Source organism: Nonomuraea sp. NPDC048892 (genome assembly GCF_040649735.1).
GTDB classification, from domain to species: Bacteria; Actinomycetota; Actinomycetes; order Streptosporangiales; family Streptosporangiaceae; genus Nonomuraea; species Nonomuraea maheshkhaliensis.
The window spans coordinates 1-15,265 of the sequence record NZ_JBEZFZ010000049.1 but is presented as its reverse complement, the minus strand read 5'-3'; the positions used below and the strand labels follow the sequence as shown (position 1 = coordinate 15,265).

The following is a 15,265-nucleotide window of genomic DNA, read 5'->3' as shown; positions in this document are numbered from 1 at the left end:
GGGGATCACCGCTGGGATCACCGCTGGGATCACCGCGGGGATCATCGCCGGCAGCAGACGCTCACCATGCCGTCGGTCGTGCCGGCGACGATCTTCTTCGAGGAGGTGGCGCTCCGCCTGACGCCGACCGTGGTGTTGACGCCGGTCGCCTTCACGTCGTAGACGCCCCCCGGCACGTCGAGGGCGACGTCGCCGCTCGTCCGCACCACGGCCTTGACGCTCGACGGCACGGCGGTGAACAGCAGCTTCACGTCGCCAGAGCCGACCTCCACGTCGGCGGTGTTGCCCGACAGTCCGGCGCCGTCGACGTCGCCCGTGCCGGTCCTGGCCCAGACGTCGCCGGAGATGGCGGTGAGGCGGACGTCGCCGGACACCGAGGTCACGCGGATGTCGGAGAACAGCTCGTCGACCGAGAGCAGGCCGCCGACCGTACGGGCCTCCAGGTCGGTCTCCGGCGGCACCGACAGCCGGTAGTTGGCCAGGCACAGCGGGCCGTCCGGCTGGTCGGAGCCGGGGCAGGCGGCGTCGAGCCGCAGCGTGGCCGTCTCAGCGTCCCAGTCTTCCGTGACCGTCGGCCGTTCGCGCGACCAGTGCAGCTCCCGATCGATCCGCAGCTCGCCCGCCTGGCCCGCCACGACGTCCAGGTTGACCTGGCCCCGGCCGGTCCTGATGTGCACCTGGCCGTCCTCGAACGGGATGGACCTGCTGGTGAAGTCGGTCGGCATCCTGGCTCTGGCGAACCCGTCCCAGATGCCGATCGTGGAGATCATCAGCGCGATCACGGTCGCCACGGCGCCGCCGGCCAGCCACGCGGCTCTCACGGCAGGCTCCTGATCTTGAGGAACTGCAGCACCGCCAGGACACGCCGGTGATCGCCCTCGGCGGGCGGAAGGTCGAGCTTGGTGAAGATGTTGCCGATGTGCTTGCCCACGGCGCCCTCGCTGAGCACCAGGGCCTGCCCGATGCCGGCGTTGGAGCGGCCCTCGGCCATCAGCTTGAGCACCTCATGCTCCCTCGGCGTCAGGCGTTCGAGCGGGTCGCTGTTGCCGCGCAGCAGGAGCTGGGCCACGACCTCTGGATCGAGCGCGGTGCCGCCCGAGGCGACCCTGCGCAGCGCGTCGATGAAGTCGGCCACGTCGGCCACCCGGTCCTTGAGCAGGTAGCCCACGCCGCCGGTCGCGGCCGAGGCGAGCAACTGGGCCGCGTAGCGCTCCTCGACGTATTGAGAGAGCACCAGGACGGCCAGCTTCGGCTGCTGGCGGCGCAGCACGAGCGCGGCCCGCAGGCCCTCGTCGGTGTGTGTGGGCGGCATCCTGACGTCGGTGACGACCAGCTCGGGCCGGTGCTCCTCGGCCGCTCTCAGCAGCCCCTCGGCATCGTCCACGGCCGAGACCACCTCCATGCCGGCGGCGTCGAGGAGCCGGATCAGGCCCTCGCGCAGCAGCACGGAATCCTCGGCCAGCACTACTCGCACGGCAAGTCCACCTCGATCGTCGTCGGTCCGCCCAGCGGGCTGGACAGGCGCAGCGACCCGTCGACGGAGTCGATCCGCTGGGCCAGGCCGCGCAGCCCGGTGCCGCCCTCCATTCTGGCCCCGCCGCACCCGTCGTCGTAGACGAGCACGTGCAGCCGGTCACGCTCGCGCCGCACGCTCACCTCGGCCCGCGTGGCCGCCGCGTGCTTGGCGATGTTGGTCAGTGCCTCCGACACGGTGAAGAACGCCACCGCCTCGATCGTCGGAGTGGTCCGCCGCTCGATGTCGACGCGGAGCTTGACGGGGAAGGGGGCGCGGGCGGCGACGCCGGACAGCGCCGCGTCCAGGCCCTGGTCGTTGAGCACGGCGGGATGCAGGCCGCGGACGAAGTCGCGCAGCTCCTTGAGCGCCTGCTTGGCCTCCTCGTGGGCCTGCTCGATGGCCTCGCGGGCCGGCTCGGGCAGGTCGGTCAGGGTGGCCCTGGCCAGGCCCAGGTTCATGGCCAGGGAGACCAGCCGCTGCTGGGCGCCGTCGTGCAGGTCGCGCTCGATCCTGCGCCGCTCGGCGTCGGCCGCGTCGATGACGCCGGCCCGGCTCTCGGTCAGCGTCTCGATCCGCTGCCCCAGCTCGGACCGGCTCGGGCCGAGCAGCGTACGGGCGACCGACAGGTCCAACGCCGCCATGCCGCGCGCCAGCACCGGGGCGAGCAGCAGCAGGGCGGCCCCGATCAGCATGAAGACGACCACGACCCGGTTGTCCCTGAGGTCGAAGAGGAACTCCAGCGGCGGCCGCTGCACCTTCGCCGGCAGGAACGCCAGGAGCCCCACGATCGCGCCGCCCCACACCACCGCCACCAGGAACGCCCCCGCCAGGCTCACGAACGGCGACAGCAGGTGGTAGCCGATCTGCCGCCACGTGGCCGGGCTGCGCCAGCTCCCGGGGGAGCGCACGGGCGGGATGTGCGCGCGCTGGAAGGCGTCGAACCTGGAGCGCTGCACGCCGGTGAACACCGGCACGGCCCGCTTCAGCACGGGCGGGACCGGGGCCAGGATGAGCGTCAGCCCGCCGAGCAGCACGCCGACCGGCAAGCCGATCATCACGTGGGCCGTGTCGAGCCACGCCCGCGCCGACCACGGGCGGGGGACTTTCATGTCGTCAACGGTATTGACCGGGGGCGCGGACGGGAAATGGGCCTGGTGTGCTGGTCCATGGTGGGGTTAGCCCCACCATCGTCGTGGGTCGGTGGGTCGGTGGGTCGGTGGGTCGGTGGGTCGGTGGGCCTGGGGCGTCAAAGGCTGTAACGCGCCCTGAACTCCGCCGGGTCGAACGCGCCGCCGAGCGTGGCGCCCAGCCCCTCGCGGGCCGCCTCGGTGAACGCCTGCCGGTCACCCAGCCCGCCGGCCCCCTCCCGCAGTGCCCCCGCCAGCGGACGCGCGGCCAGCATCTCCAGGTCGGCCACGCTGCTGCGCTCGGCCGTCCCCGGCGTGCCGGGCCAGCTCCCGATGACGATTCCGGCCAGGTCGAGCCCCCGGTGCGCGAGCGCCTCCAGGGTGAGCGCGGTGTGGCCCACGGTGTCGCCGCCCACGCGCACCACGACCAGCACCTGCGCCCGCAGCGTACGGGCCAGGTCGGCCACGGTGGCGCCGTCGTCGTCGTAGCGCTCCAGCAGCCCGCCGGTGCCCTCGACGACCACCAGGCGGTTGCTGTCGGCCAGCTCGCGCACCAGCTCGGCGGCCCCGTCGAGCGACACCGGCGGGGTCCCCGCGACGCGGGCCGCCGCCGCGGGCGGGAGCGCGCAGGGAAAGCGGCCGAGCTCGAACGTGGTGCTGATCCCGGAGAGCCGGATCACCTCGTCCACGTCACCGGGTACGCCGGCCGCCGCTCCGGTCTGGGCGGGTTTGACCACGGCCGCCGCTGACCCGCGGGCCCGCGTCAGAGCGGCCAGCGCGGCCGCGACCACGGTCTTGCCCACGCCCGTGCCGGTGCCCGTGACCACGATGATGCTCATGTTCCCAGCGTAGGAGCATGATCGGTCAGGGACGGCGAAGGCGGGTGACGAACTTGTAGCGGTCGCCGCGGTAGAGCGACTGGGCCCATTCGACGGGGTTGCCGTCGGCGTCGAAGGCGTGGCGGGTGAGCAGCAGCATCGGCAGGCCCACGTCCACACCCAGCGCCTTGGCGTCGTAGGGGGTGGCCAGGACGGTCTCGATGATCTCCTCGGCGTCCGTCAGCCGTACGTTGTAGGCGTTGTGCAGCGTCTCGTACAGGGACGCGTGCACCTCCAGCTCGCGCCGCAGCCGGGGGAAGCGGCGCGCGGACAAGTGGGTCGTGTCGATCGAGACGGGCTCGCCGTTGGCGAGCCTGAGCCGGTGGATGCGCAGCACGCGCCCGCCGGGGTTGATGGCCAGCCGGCGCGCCAGCGCCTCGTCCGCGGTGAGGTAGCCGATCTCCAGTATCTTCGTGTCCGGCTCCAGGCCGGCCGTGCGCAGATCCCCGATGTACGACGTCAGCTGCAGCACCTGCGCGACCTTGGGCTGCGCCACGAAGGTTCCCTTGCCCTGGATGCGCAGCAGCCGCCCCTCGACCACGAGCTCGGTCAGCGCCTGCCGCACCGTGGTGCGCGAGGTCTCGAACCGGACGGCGAGCGTGCGCTCCGGCGGCAGCGCCGTGCCGGGAGGGAGGGTCTTGGTGAGTTCGAGCAGGGCCCGTTTCACGTCGTAGTACTTCGGTACGCGGGGGCTGTCGTCGCTCACGCTCTCACCTTCACTTCTGCCACGGCGGTGAGGGCGTGTCTGATCACCGCGAGATCATCGGAACTCACTTTGGCCCGAGTGGTCAACCGCGGGCTTGCACAGCCGACCGGCGCCGTGCGCGTACGGGTGCGGGCACGCGCGGATCCGGGCAGCTCAGGTTGATGGTGAAGGATATCCACAGCAGCCTGCGCGATCGCAACCGAGGCGGGTTCGCCCGTCGTGTCGCGGCTCGGCCACCTGACCGTGTGGATCACCTCCGGCTCGCCGCTCAGAGTCACGTCCCGGATGCGGGACGGCATCGGCGGTGTGATGGTTCTCACAGTATGAGATTTCGGGAAAAGTCCAGCTAGGTGGGACAGTGCCGTATCAGCGCTCAACATGCGAGTGAGCCGTTGTGCGGCGCCGTACGATTCCGTCGGCGCAGGTCAGAGGGGGTCATGCGCGGGCCGGTTTGGTTGTTGCGGGGAAAAGCACGCATGATGCAGTCGTGCCGACTCTCAGCGACCTCGTAGCCCGCCACACCGCGCTCGACGAGGCGGATCTCGACTGGTTGCACTCGCTGGTCTCCGACTGGCAGCTGCTGGCCGACCTGTCCTTCGCCGACCTCGTCCTGTGGGCGCCGCTGCTGGGCGAGAACGGCTGGATCGCGATCGCCCAGATGCGCCCTACGACCGGCCCCACCGTCTACCACGACGACATCGTCGGCAGCGTGGCCGCCAAGGGCGAGCGCCACCTCATCGACACGGCCTGGAACGAGCGGCGCATCTGCCGTGAGGGCGATCCCGACTGGTCCACCGGCGTCCCCGTCAGGGAGGAGACGATCCCCGTGCGCCGGGCGGTCGAGGGCGGCGAGGCCCGCTTCCTCGCGGTCATCCAGCGCTCCACCAACCTGTCCTCGGCCCGCACGCCGTCCAGGCTGGAGCTGACCTACCTGCAGAGCGCCTCCGACCTGGCGCAGATGGTGGCCGAGGGGCGCTTCCCGTTCTCCGGCGAGGAGCCGATCCTGGTGCGCTCGCCCCGCGTCGGCGACGGGCTGCTCAGGCTCGACCGGGCCGGCCGGGTGACGTACGCCTCCCCCAACGCGCTGTCGGCGTACCGGCGGCTCGGCCTGCACGCCGACCTGGTCGGCGCAGAGCTGGGCCGGGTCACCGCCGCGCTGTGCTATTCGGACGAGCCGATCAACGAAGACCTCATGATCGTGGCCAGCGGCCGCGCGGCCAAGGAGACCGAGGTCGAGTCCGGCGGCACGATCGTGCAGCTCAGAGCCATCCCGCTGATCGTCGGCGGCGGCCGGATCGGCGCGCTGGTGCTCATCAGGGACGTGACCGAGCTGCGCAGGCGCGAGCGCGAGCTGATGACGAAGGACGCCACGATCCGCGAGATCCACCACCGGGTCAAGAACAACCTGCAGACCGTCGCCGCCCTGCTCAGGCTGCAGGCCAGGCGGCTGCAGGTGCCCGAGGGCCGCGAGGCGCTCGAGGAGGCGGTCCGCCGGGTGGGCTCGATCGCCATCGTGCACGAGACCCTGTCTCACGCGCCCGAGGAGTTCGTGGACTTCGACGAGATCGCCGACCGTGTGTTCGCCATGGCCGGTGAGGTGTCGTCGCCCGAGGTGGCCGTCACGCCCCGGCGGGTGGGGGTGTTCGGCGTGCTGCCCTCGCTCATCGCCACGCCGCTGGCGATGGCGCTGACCGAGCTGTTGCAGAACGCGTTGCAGCATGGGCGGCCCAAACGGCTGGAGGTGGTGGCGGAACCCACGGCTGAGCGGCTCACCGTGACCGTCTGGGACGACGGGCTCGGCCTGCCCAGCGGCTTCGACCTCGACAGTTCGACCAGTCTGGGGCTGCAGATCGTGCGCACGCTGGTGGAGGGAGAGCTGTCCGGGCGGCTCACCATTGAGCCGCGCCTGGAAGGCGGCACGGAGGTCGTGCTGTCGATCCCGCTCCCGTCCGGCTGACGGCGCCGCACGCGCGGGGCCGCCGTACATCGGGGGAGAGGGCCGGCCGCTACAGGTCGGCGGTCGGTCGGTGGATCGGGGATCCGGCCCACGCCGAGGCGGGCCGTGCCGGCTCGTGGCCGGGTCGTTCGGCTGGGTCGTGCGGGTTGTGCGGTTGGGTCGTGCGGCTGGGTCGTGCGGCTGGGTCAGGCCGTGAGGCGGGCGCGGGTGCGCGCGGAGCGGCGCTTGAGCGCGCGGCGCTCGTCCTCGCTCAGACCGCCCCAGACACCGGCGTCCTGGCCGGACTCCAGCGCCCACTTCAGGCACGATTCGACGGCCGGGCAGGAACGACAGACCTGCTTGGCCTCTTCGATCTGCATGAGTGCGGGGCCGGTGTTGCCGATCGGGAAGAACAACTCGGGGTCCACGTCACGGCAGGCAGCTCGGTGGCGCCAGTCCATGCGTCCACTCCTTAGTAGATGGAGCCTCTGGTCGGCTCCGTGCGGCTACTTTGTGAAGAGTTTCACTAACTTGCGCGAACAATTACCCGGCTCCGTGTGTGGACCGGGCTTGCCCGCTGACGGTCAGGTCAGAACCTTGGGGTGTTAAAGGTCCTACCTTCCGACATCCCTGAGCTTTTCAGCCACGGAGAGTGCACGCAAGGGGGTTGACGGGAAGTTTTGGCGGTTATGGATGTCGGATGCGTCACACAATGACCGAATGTAACCAGCTAGACCAGCACTTGTAACGCGTTCGGGGTAGACCGGAAAGTTACTGATTCGCGTTCGCCCAGGTAGTCGCCGTCCAGTTGAAAGGCCACCGGGCGTTGCGCGGTGAGCGTGAACTCGGCCTCGTCGTGGAGCTGCACGAGGTTCCGGCCGGACGGAAGAATGTCACTCTCCGTAAGGATATGACGAATGACTCCGGCGAGCGTCATCGGGCCCATCCGGCGCAACCCCAGGAGGTCGAGCCCCGTCTCGAAACTGGCCCAGGGGGTCGGGCGGACGGGCTTGCTGCCCACGTACGTCCACGGTGAGGTGTTGGAGATGATCGCCATGAAGACGCCTCTGGCCGCCGGGATGCCGGGACCGGTCACCGTCATCGCGGGATGCCGCTTGTCCGTGGCCAGATAGTGCCTCAGGGCCGTGTTCACATACCGTGTGGGGGTAGCCTTACGGCCGGTGCCCCGCAGGCCCTCCACGGCCCGTACAACCTCTGCGTCGTATCCCATCCCCGAACAGAAGGTGAAATATCGGGACTGGCCCTCCCAGAGTGCCTGCCCCAAACCCACCGTCCTGCGCCGGCCCTCCCTGAGCGCCTCCAGCACGACTCCGGTGGACTCCGTCGGGTCGTTCGGCAGGCCGAGCGCGCGGGCGAAGACGTTCGCGCTGCCGCCGGGGATGACCACGAGCGCCGGCCGGCCCGCGCTCGGGTCGTCGGTGTACTCGTTCTTGAGCGGGGTCGCGTCGCCGTTCACGGGGTTCAGCAGGCCGTTGACGGTCTCGTTGATCGTCCCGTCGCCGCCGAGCACGGCGACGACGTCGTAGCCCTTGGCCCGGGCGGTCGCGGCCAGCGCCGCGGCGTGGCCGCGGTAGCGGGTCTCCTCGACGGCGAGCTGCACCGCCGCGCCGAGCGCGCGGATCAGCACGTCCCGGGTACGGGCGTTCGTGGTGGTGGCCTTGGGGTTGACCAGCAGCATGGCGCGCATATCGCCAGCGTAGCCGGTGAGGTTGTCCGGCTTATCGGCCGAACGTCCCGTTTCTCGGGGCAACCGGCCCGGAGGGTAGGGTACGGACCGTGAACGGTCGCCCGCTTACCCTTCTCATCGCCGCCGCGGTAGTCGCCGTGGAGGGCCTGGTCGCGCTCGGGCTCGGCGTCTTCGTCGCGGTGGAGACCCTGACCGGGACACCCGACGACATGACCTCCGCCGTGGCGGAGGCGGTGTTCGGGCTGCTCGTCGGCGCCGGTCTGCTCTGGGTGGCGTGGGGCGGGCTGTTTCAGATGGAGCGGTGGGGGAGGTCGCCGGCCGTGGTGACCCAGATCTTCATGCTCCCCGTCGGCGGGACGCTCATCACGTCGGACCTGCCGCAGCTCGGCATCCCGCTGATCGTGGTGGCACTGGCGGGACTCGCGACGCTGCTGGCGCCCCCCACCACCCATGCTCTCTACGGCGACGGTTAGTCGCGGTCAGTCGTCGGCGGTCAGGCCTTCGCGCAGCTGGGCCAGGGTGCGGGCGAGCAGCCGCGAGACGTGCATCTGGGAGATGCCCAGCTCGGTGGCGATCTGCGACTGCGTCATGTTGCCGAAGAAACGCAGCAGCAGGATGCGCTTCTCCCGCGGCGGCAGCCGTTCGAGCAGCGGTTTGAGCGACTCGCGATATTCGACGCCTTCGAGCGACTCGTCCACGATGCCGAGGGAGTCGGACACCGCGGGGGCGTCGTCGTCACCTGAGTCGGGCGCGTCGAGGGAGACCGTGGAGTAGGCGTTGGCCGACTCGAGCCCTTCGAGCACCTCCTCCTCGGTCATCTTCAGGTAGGTGGCCAGCTCGGACACGGTCGGCGCGCGGCCCTCACGCTGCGACAGGTCGCTGATCGCCTTGGTCAGCGAGAGCTTGAGCTCCTGCAGCCGGCGCGGCACGCGCACCGCCCAGCCCTTGTCGCGGAAGTGCCGCTTGATCTCACCGACGATGGTGGGCGTGGCGTAGGTGGAGAACTCCACACCGCGGTTGAGGTCGAACCGGTCGATCGACTTGATCAGACCGATGGTCGCGACCTGGGTGAGGTCGTCGAGCCACTCGCCCCTGTTGCGGAAGCGGCGAGCCAGGTATTCGACCAGGGGAAGGTGAAGCTCGACCAGCTCGTCCCTGATGCGCTGGCGGCGCGGCTCCTCGGGGCCCAGCTCGGCCAGCTCGGCGAAGAGCATGCGGGCGCGCACCCTGTCGGGCACGGCGTGTTCGCTCGTGGCCATGGCTCCAGTCCTTTCCGTCACGCCGGCCCCGCCGCACTGTGGGCCGCGCCTCGGCGCTTGCGCAGGACGATCGCCATGCGATCAGGAGAGTCGGTCACGGCGTCCACGTCGTCGGCCAGGGCGGTCAGCACCATCCAGGCGAAGTCGTCACGCTTGGGCGCGGAGCTGCCGACGGTGGCAACCTCGACCCTGACCTGCATCTCCTGCCCGGTGAGCTCGAACTCCGCGGTCAGGTCGGTGCCGGGCACCGCCTCGCTGAGCAGCATCGCGCAGGCCTCGTCGACCGCGATCCGCAGGTCCTCGATCTCGTCCAGGGTGAAGTCAAGCCGCGCCGCCAGTCCGGCGGTAGCCGTACGCAGCACAGACAGGTAGGCACTCGCCGCGGGGAGCCTGATGCTCACCACGTCACGGATGCCGGCCACGCCTTCTGCGCGCGTCTCGGTTTCCTCGGTCACGTTCCTCCTCGCGAATCCGACGCTGACTGCAACTTACCGCCCCTGAGCGGTGCTTGGACTATTCAGACTCGCCATCAACGGAAAAGGCTCTGCGCGGCCTGCCGCCACGCAGAGCCTTTTGTGCCGTTTTAGGCGGCCTTGGTCTCCCAGAAGATCTTCGAGATCTCGTCGATCTTGCCCAGCAGGTCCTCGGCCTTGGCCACGTCGACGGTGCCCTTGGCACCCGCCGCGCCGGCCAGCTTCGTGGCGTCCCAGAAGAGCTGGTGCAGCTGCGGGTACTGCTCCAGGTGCGGCGGCTTGAAGTAGTCGGTCCACAGCACCCACAGGTGGTGCTTGACGAGCTCGGCGCGCTCTTCCTTGATGGTGATGGCGCGGGCGCGGAAGACCGGGTCCTCGTTGCCTGCGTACTTCTCCATGATCGCCTTGACCGACTCGGCCTCGATGCGGGCCTGAGCGGGGTCGTAGACGCCGCAGGGCAGGTCGCAGTGGGCGGAAGCGACATGCTTGGGTCGTAGCAGTCGTGCGAGCATCAGAAAATCCTTCCTGGATGCTGAATCAGCTTGGTCCACAACCGACCTTACTCGTGTCTCAACACCTGCGGACTAGGGGGTAGCGGCCGATGAGAGTGCGTGTCGAGGGCGACTCGATGCGGCCGGCGCTGGTGCCGGGCGACTGGCTGCTCGTACGGAGGGGCGCCGCAGTGCGTCCTGGCGACCTCGTGGTGGCCCGGCTGCCCGGCGATCCCGATCGGCTCATCGTAAAACGGGCCCAGTGGCACGGGGCGGACGGGTGGTGGCTGGAGAGCGACAACCAGCGGGCCGGCGGGCGCAGGGACAGCTGGGACTTCGGCCCTGTGGAGGACATCGTGGGCCGCGTGGTGCTGCGTTACTGGCCGTGGCGGCGACGGGGCGGGAAACGGGGCGTGAAACGGGGCTGAGCAGGCTGTGGAGTCCGCGTGGAGACCGCGGGGGAGCGGCGCTGAGGGGCCGTTCAGGGGGCTGGGGCGTCGTTCCTGCGGCGGGCGCGGAAGGCGGCCACGTTCGCGCGGCTGGAGCAGCGGGCCGAGCAGTAGCGGCGGGAACGGTTGGAGGAGGTGTCGAGGAAGGCCAGGCCGCAGTGCGGCTCCCGGCAGCGGCCCAGCCGGTCCACGCCCAGCTCGGCGACGACCGCGGCCAGGCCCATCACGGCGGTCGCGGCCGGGTCGTCGGCCAGGTGCAGGTGCCAGGGGCCATCGTGGTCGGAGAGCTGGGGGCGTACGGGATAGCGCACGAGCAGGGCGTTGAGCAGCCCGGCCACGGCCCGGTCGTCGCCGGCCGCGTCGAACACGCCGGCCAGCTCGTCACGCAGCCGCCTGAGCTCGGGCGGCGGCTCGGGATCGTTGGCCAGCCGGACCGCCCACTCGGCGTAAGAGGTGAGGTCCATCCCGATCCATTACAGCAGAGGCGGGCAGGCCCGGCGAAACAGGCGGCCGGGGCTCCGGCATGCCGGTGAGCGGTGGCCGGGGCGCCCGCGTTCGACGCGGGCGCCCCGGCCGCGGTGCTCAGCCCTCGGGGTGCAGGACGCGGTGCAGGAAGGCGCGGGTGCGCTCCTGCTGCGGATCGCCGATCACCTGGGCGGGCACGCCGTCCTCGACGATCACTCCGCCGTCCATGAACACCACCCGGTCGGCCACCTCCCGCGCGAAGCCCATCTCGTGGGTGACCACCAGCATGGTCATCCCCTCCTCCGCCAGCTTGCGCATGACGGTGAGCACGTCGCCGACCAGTTCGGGGTCGAGCGCCGAGGTGGGCTCGTCGAAGAGCATGAGGTCGGGGTTCATGGCCAGCGCCCTGGCGATGGCCACGCGCTGCTGCTGGCCGCCCGAGAGCTGGCCGGGCAGGGCGTCGCACTTGGCGCCGACGCCGACCTTGTCCAGGTTCTCCCTGGCGACGACCTCGGCCTCCTTCTTGCCGCGCTTCAGCACCCGCCGCTGGGCGATCATGACGTTCTCCAGCGCCGTCATGTGCGGGAACAGGTTGAACTGCTGGAAGACCATGCCGATGCGGCGGCGTACGGCGTCGATGTCCACGTCGGGGTCGGTGACCTCGACGCCCTCGACGAACACCTTGCCCCTGGTCGGCTCCTCCAGCAGGTTCACGCAGCGCAGCAGGGTGGACTTGCCCGACCCCGAGGGGCCGATGACGCAGACCACCTGGCCGGGCTCGACGGTCATGTCGATGCCCTTGAGCACTTCGTTCCTGCCGAAGTACTTGTGCAGGTCGCGCAGCTCGATGGCGTGTGTCATCGCGTCCTCCCCTTTCGCCCCTCCAGCCGGGAGGCGAGATAACCCAGCGGGATGGTGACGATCAGGTACGTGATGCCGGCGACCATGATGGGCGTGGCGTTGGCGTACTGGGAGGCCAGGTCGTTGCCGAACTTGGCCAGCTCGACGTACTCGCCGGACACCCCGAGGAACAGCACCAGCGACGAGTCCTTCAGCAGCGACACGAACTGGTTGGTGGTCGGCGGGATGACCATGCGGATCGCCTGCGGGATCACCACGGTGACCTGGGCCCTGGTGGCGGACATGCCCAGGGACCTGGCGGCCTCCGTCTGCCCCTTGGGCACCGCTTGCAGGCCCGCGCGGAAGACCTCCGCCTGATAGGCGGCGCCGACCAGCCCGAGCCCGAGTATGCCCTGTCCGTACGTGCCGCCGGGCACCTGGAAGCCCGGCAGCGCCAGCGGCAGGAACGTGATCATCAGGAAGATCAGCAGCGCGGGCAGGCCGCGGAAGATCTCGATGTAGACGATCGCGATCCACCGGTACGGCAGGACCTGCGAGAGCCGCATGAGGGCCAGCAGCAGCCCGAACACGAACGCGAAGAGGAACCCGCCCACCGTGTAGATGATCGTGTTGCGCAGCGCGACGGTGAACAGGTCGGGCAGTGCCTCCTTCGCCACGTCGATCTTGGCGAAGTTCTGGGCGAGGCTGCCCCAGTCGGCGTACAAGGCGACGGCGACGAGCGCGAGGACCAGCACGATGTACTGGACGCCGCGGCGCACCTGCTGCTTCTTCCGGGGGCTGAGCCTGGCGCGGCCAGGCTCAGCCGTCTTCGGCTGGTCGGCCATGGATCAGCTCAGCTCGCCGGGCTTCTTGCCGAACCACTTCACGTAGATCTTCTCGTAGGTGCCGTCCGCCTTGGCCTTGGCGATCTCGTCGTTGATCGTCTTCAGCAGGACGGGGTCGGCGCCCTTCTTCAGGCCGATGCCGTACTGCTCGCCGGTGTCGAGGCTGCCGATGAGCTCGAACTTGGCGGCGACCTCGGGCTTCTTCAGCCAGGTGAGCACCACGGGCAGGTCCTGCACGATCACGTCGGCCTGGCCGGCCTGGAGGGCCAGCAGCTCCTTGGAGGAGTCGGCGTACTCGGTGGGGTCGAACCCGTTCTTCTTGACGTAGTCGAGGCCGGTCGTGCTGGCCTGGGCGCCGAGCTTGAGCCCCTTGGCCTTCACGTCCGCGAGCGACGTCGCGCCCGTGCCCTTCTTGGCCAGCAGGGCCTGCGTGGCGTCGAAGTAGGGAGCGGAGAAGTCGATGTTCTTCTGCCGGTCGGGAGTGATGGTCATGCCGGCCGCGGCGACGTCGCACTTGCCGGCCGCCATCGCCGCGCCGCTCTTGATCACGGCGAAGTCGATGTCGACGATGTTCTGCTCGACGCCGAGCTTCTTGGCGGCCAGATCGACGATGTCCACGTCGAACCCGACGATCTTGCCGTCGGCGTCCTTGAACTGGAACGGCTCGTACGGGATGTTCGTGCAGACCGTGAGCTTGCCGGGCTGTACCAGCGTGGCGCCGCTGCCGCCGGCGGCGGAGGCGCTGGCACTGGTGGTGCCGGAGCCGGAGCTGGACTCGCTGCCGCACGCGGTCAGGGCGAGAGCAGCCGTCAGGGCGAGCGCGCCGACGGCGTAACCCCGGCGGCCCTGGGGACTGAGGGCCATGTACGGCCTCCTCGAAGTGAAATGCCACGAAACTTGCGTTTTGTGCAGTTTAAATGGCTTTTGCTGCGGTCCGTCATCGGGCGTTTAACGATGCGTCAACAGAACGGCGTCAGGCCCGACACCGCACCGATCCCGACACCATCTCACCATGTGGCACTATGGGGAGACGGGTGACCCCCGAACCCCCTCACGAGACGCTCGGCGAGGGGTTCCTGGCAGCTACAGAAGCCAGCCCGCTCGCGCACGTCGGCCGAAGGTTTACTTCCCGCTACCAATGACTCCAGGGGTCGCTGTGGCTGCCACGCCCGCTTCTGCTGTTTCCGTCGACACACTCGATCAGGACCCGGCCTTCGCGCTGCACCGCGGAGGCAAGATCGAGATCCGCTCCACGGTCCAGGTCCGCGACGCCGACGACCTGTCCCTCGCCTACACGCCCGGCGTCGCCCGGGTCTGCTCCGCCATCGCCGAGACTCCCGCCCTGGTCAACGACTACACCTGGGCCTCCAGGGTGGTCGCCGTCGTCTCCGACGGCACCGCCGTGCTCGGCCTCGGCGACATCGGTCCCGCGGCCGCCATGCCCGTGATGGAGGGCAAGGCGCTGCTGTTCAAGGAGTTCGCGAACGTCGACGCCGTCCCCATCTGCCTCGACTGCACCGACGTCGACGCGTTGGTCGAGACCGTGGTCCGGCTCGCGCCCTCGTTCGGCGGCATCAACCTCGAAGACATCAGCGCGCCCCGCTGCTTCGAGGTCGAGGAGCGGCTGCGCGGCCTGCTCGACATCCCGGTCTTCCACGACGACCAGCACGGCACCGCCATCGTGGCGCTGGCCGCGCTGCAGAACGCGGCCCGCGTGACCGGCCGCTCGCTCGGCGACCTGCGCGCCGTCGTGGCCGGCGCCGGCGCGTCGGGCGTCGCCGTCACCCGCATCCTGCTGGAGGCGGGCATCGGCGACATCGCCGTGGCCGACTCCAAGGGCATGATCTACGACGGCAGAGAGGGCCTCAACCCGGTCAAGCAGGCGCTGGCCCGCGACACCAATCGGGCGGGACACACCGGCTCCACCGAGGAGGCCCTGGCCGGCGCCGACCTGTTCCTCGGGCTGTCCGGCTCCACCGTGTCCGAGGACGCCATCGCCTCCATGGCGCCGGACTCCATCGTGTTCGCGCTGTCCAACCCCACCCCCGAGGTGCACCCCGAGGTGGCCGCCAAGCACGCCGCCGTCGTCGCCACCGGCCGCTCCGACTTCCCCAACCAGATCAACAACGTGCTGGCCTTCCCCGGCGTCTTCCGCGGCGCCCTCGACGTGCGGGCCAGCACGATCACCGAGAACATGAAGGTGGCCGCGGCCACCGCGCTGGCCGGCGTGGTGGGCGACGACGTCTCGCCGACGTACATCATCCCGAGCCCGTTCGACGAGCGCGTGGCGCCCGCCGTGATCGCCGCCGTGTCCGCCCAGGCCGTGGCCGACGGCGTCGCGCGCGTCTGATCCCGTACCACGGCGAGCGGGGGCCTTTCGGCCCCCGCTCGTTCTTTTCTGCAGCTCGAAGGGGCATTCGGAATACCCGATCCGGCCGTGGGTAGGTCACGTCTCCGTCCAGGGGCGCGGGGGGGGGGGCCCCGGGGGCGCCGCGGGGGGCGGGCGGGGGGGGGGGTGGGGGGGTGGGTTTTTTAGAGGGAAAAAAAAAAAATAAAAAAAGGAGAAATAATT

The 15,265-nt window shown here is 70.1% G+C and carries 18 protein-coding genes; 4 read left to right on the top strand and 14 right to left on the bottom strand.

Translation table 11 applies throughout. From position 1 onward, the window contains the following. Positions 1–41: 41 nt before the first annotated feature. From AB0C28_RS54435 to AB0C28_RS54415, 5 genes are all read right to left on the bottom strand, one after another. The gene (locus AB0C28_RS54435; protein ID WP_357863250.1) at positions 42–821 is read right to left on the bottom strand and encodes a DUF4097 family beta strand repeat-containing protein; all 780 of its coding nucleotides are present in this window, start codon (positions 819–821) and stop codon (positions 42–44) included. Beyond that, a complete protein-coding gene (locus AB0C28_RS54430) occupies positions 818–1,474 on the bottom strand; it encodes a response regulator transcription factor (RefSeq protein ID WP_357863253.1) in 657 nt (218 codons plus the stop codon). Before AB0C28_RS54430 ends, AB0C28_RS54435 begins: the two co-directional genes overlap by 4 nt. Next, on the bottom strand, positions 1,465–2,625 hold the full coding sequence (locus tag AB0C28_RS54425; RefSeq protein ID WP_346110353.1) for a sensor histidine kinase: 1,161 nt from the start codon (positions 2,623–2,625) through the stop codon (positions 1,465–1,467). Before AB0C28_RS54425 ends, AB0C28_RS54430 begins: the two co-directional genes overlap by 10 nt. 137 nt (positions 2,626–2,762) lie before the next feature. Then, positions 2,763–3,482: a dethiobiotin synthase gene (gene bioD / locus AB0C28_RS54420; RefSeq protein ID WP_358085107.1), complete on the bottom strand. Its 720-nt coding sequence runs from the start codon at positions 3,480–3,482 to the stop codon at positions 2,763–2,765. 25 nt (positions 3,483–3,507) lie between these two features. Further along, positions 3,508–4,227, bottom strand: coding sequence for a GntR family transcriptional regulator (locus AB0C28_RS54415; protein WP_346110351.1), 720 nt, complete (start codon positions 4,225–4,227; stop codon positions 3,508–3,510). 487 nt (positions 4,228–4,714) lie between these two features. On the opposite strand from AB0C28_RS54415, the gene AB0C28_RS54410 reads away from it, so the two are divergent. After that, positions 4,715–6,184 (top strand): histidine kinase N-terminal domain-containing protein, encoded by a 1,470-nt coding sequence (locus AB0C28_RS54410; RefSeq protein ID WP_346110350.1) that lies wholly within the window; start codon positions 4,715–4,717, stop codon positions 6,182–6,184. 185 nt (positions 6,185–6,369) lie between these two features. Here AB0C28_RS54410 and AB0C28_RS54405 read toward each other — a convergent pair whose 3' ends face one another. Continuing rightward, positions 6,370–6,624: a WhiB family transcriptional regulator gene (locus AB0C28_RS54405; RefSeq protein WP_346110349.1), complete on the bottom strand. Its 255-nt coding sequence runs from the start codon at positions 6,622–6,624 to the stop codon at positions 6,370–6,372. 269 nt (positions 6,625–6,893) lie between these two features. Next, positions 6,894–7,871 (bottom strand): diacylglycerol kinase family protein, encoded by a 978-nt coding sequence (locus AB0C28_RS54400; RefSeq protein ID WP_346110348.1) that lies wholly within the window; start codon positions 7,869–7,871, stop codon positions 6,894–6,896. An 89-nt stretch (positions 7,872–7,960) separates the two neighbouring features. Between AB0C28_RS54400 and AB0C28_RS54395 the strand changes: the two genes are divergently transcribed. Then, positions 7,961–8,344 carry a hypothetical protein gene (locus AB0C28_RS54395; RefSeq protein WP_357863262.1) on the top strand — a complete coding sequence of 128 codons (384 nt, stop codon included), beginning with the start codon at positions 7,961–7,963 and terminating at the stop codon, positions 8,342–8,344. A gap of 6 nt (positions 8,345–8,350) precedes the next feature. Here the strand turns inward: AB0C28_RS54395 and AB0C28_RS54390 are convergent, their stop codons facing one another. The 3 genes from AB0C28_RS54390 to sodN form a co-directional block, all read right to left on the bottom strand. Continuing rightward, entirely contained in the window at positions 8,351–9,130 is a 780-nt protein-coding gene (locus tag AB0C28_RS54390; protein ID WP_346110346.1) for an RNA polymerase sigma factor SigF, read from the bottom strand. 17 nt (positions 9,131–9,147) lie between these two features. Next, on the bottom strand, positions 9,148–9,585 hold the full coding sequence (locus AB0C28_RS54385) for an anti-sigma factor (protein WP_106252184.1): 438 nt from the start codon (positions 9,583–9,585) through the stop codon (positions 9,148–9,150). 128 nt (positions 9,586–9,713) lie between these two features. Next, entirely contained in the window at positions 9,714–10,115 is a 402-nt protein-coding gene (sodN, locus tag AB0C28_RS54380) for a superoxide dismutase, Ni (protein WP_106252185.1), read from the bottom strand. Between the two features lie 89 nt (positions 10,116–10,204). Here sodN and AB0C28_RS54375 point away from each other — a divergent pair, with 89 nt between their 5' ends. Next, the gene (locus AB0C28_RS54375; RefSeq protein WP_357863267.1) at positions 10,205–10,522 is read left to right on the top strand and encodes a S24 family peptidase; all 318 of its coding nucleotides are present in this window, start codon (positions 10,205–10,207) and stop codon (positions 10,520–10,522) included. A 53-nt stretch (positions 10,523–10,575) separates the two neighbouring features. On the opposite strand, the gene AB0C28_RS54370 is transcribed toward AB0C28_RS54375, so the two are convergent. The 4 genes from AB0C28_RS54370 to AB0C28_RS54355 form a co-directional block, all read right to left on the bottom strand. After that, positions 10,576–11,007: a CGNR zinc finger domain-containing protein gene (locus AB0C28_RS54370; RefSeq protein WP_357863269.1), complete on the bottom strand. Its 432-nt coding sequence runs from the start codon at positions 11,005–11,007 to the stop codon at positions 10,576–10,578. 118 nt (positions 11,008–11,125) lie between these two features. Next, entirely contained in the window at positions 11,126–11,869 is a 744-nt protein-coding gene (locus AB0C28_RS54365; RefSeq protein WP_357863272.1) for an amino acid ABC transporter ATP-binding protein, read from the bottom strand. Continuing rightward, entirely contained in the window at positions 11,866–12,693 is an 828-nt protein-coding gene (locus AB0C28_RS54360) for an amino acid ABC transporter permease (RefSeq protein ID WP_357863275.1), read from the bottom strand. The genes AB0C28_RS54365 and AB0C28_RS54360 overlap by 4 nt, the downstream gene beginning before the upstream one ends. Before the next feature lie 3 nt (positions 12,694–12,696). Continuing rightward, a complete protein-coding gene (locus AB0C28_RS54355) occupies positions 12,697–13,557 on the bottom strand; it encodes an ABC transporter substrate-binding protein (RefSeq protein ID WP_357863278.1) in 861 nt (286 codons plus the stop codon). Positions 13,558–13,831: 274 nt separating this feature from the next. On the opposite strand from AB0C28_RS54355, the gene AB0C28_RS54350 reads away from it, so the two are divergent. Next, a complete protein-coding gene (locus AB0C28_RS54350) occupies positions 13,832–15,043 on the top strand; it encodes an NADP-dependent malic enzyme (RefSeq protein ID WP_358085104.1) in 1,212 nt (403 codons plus the stop codon). The last annotated feature ends 222 nt before the right edge of the window (positions 15,044–15,265 follow it).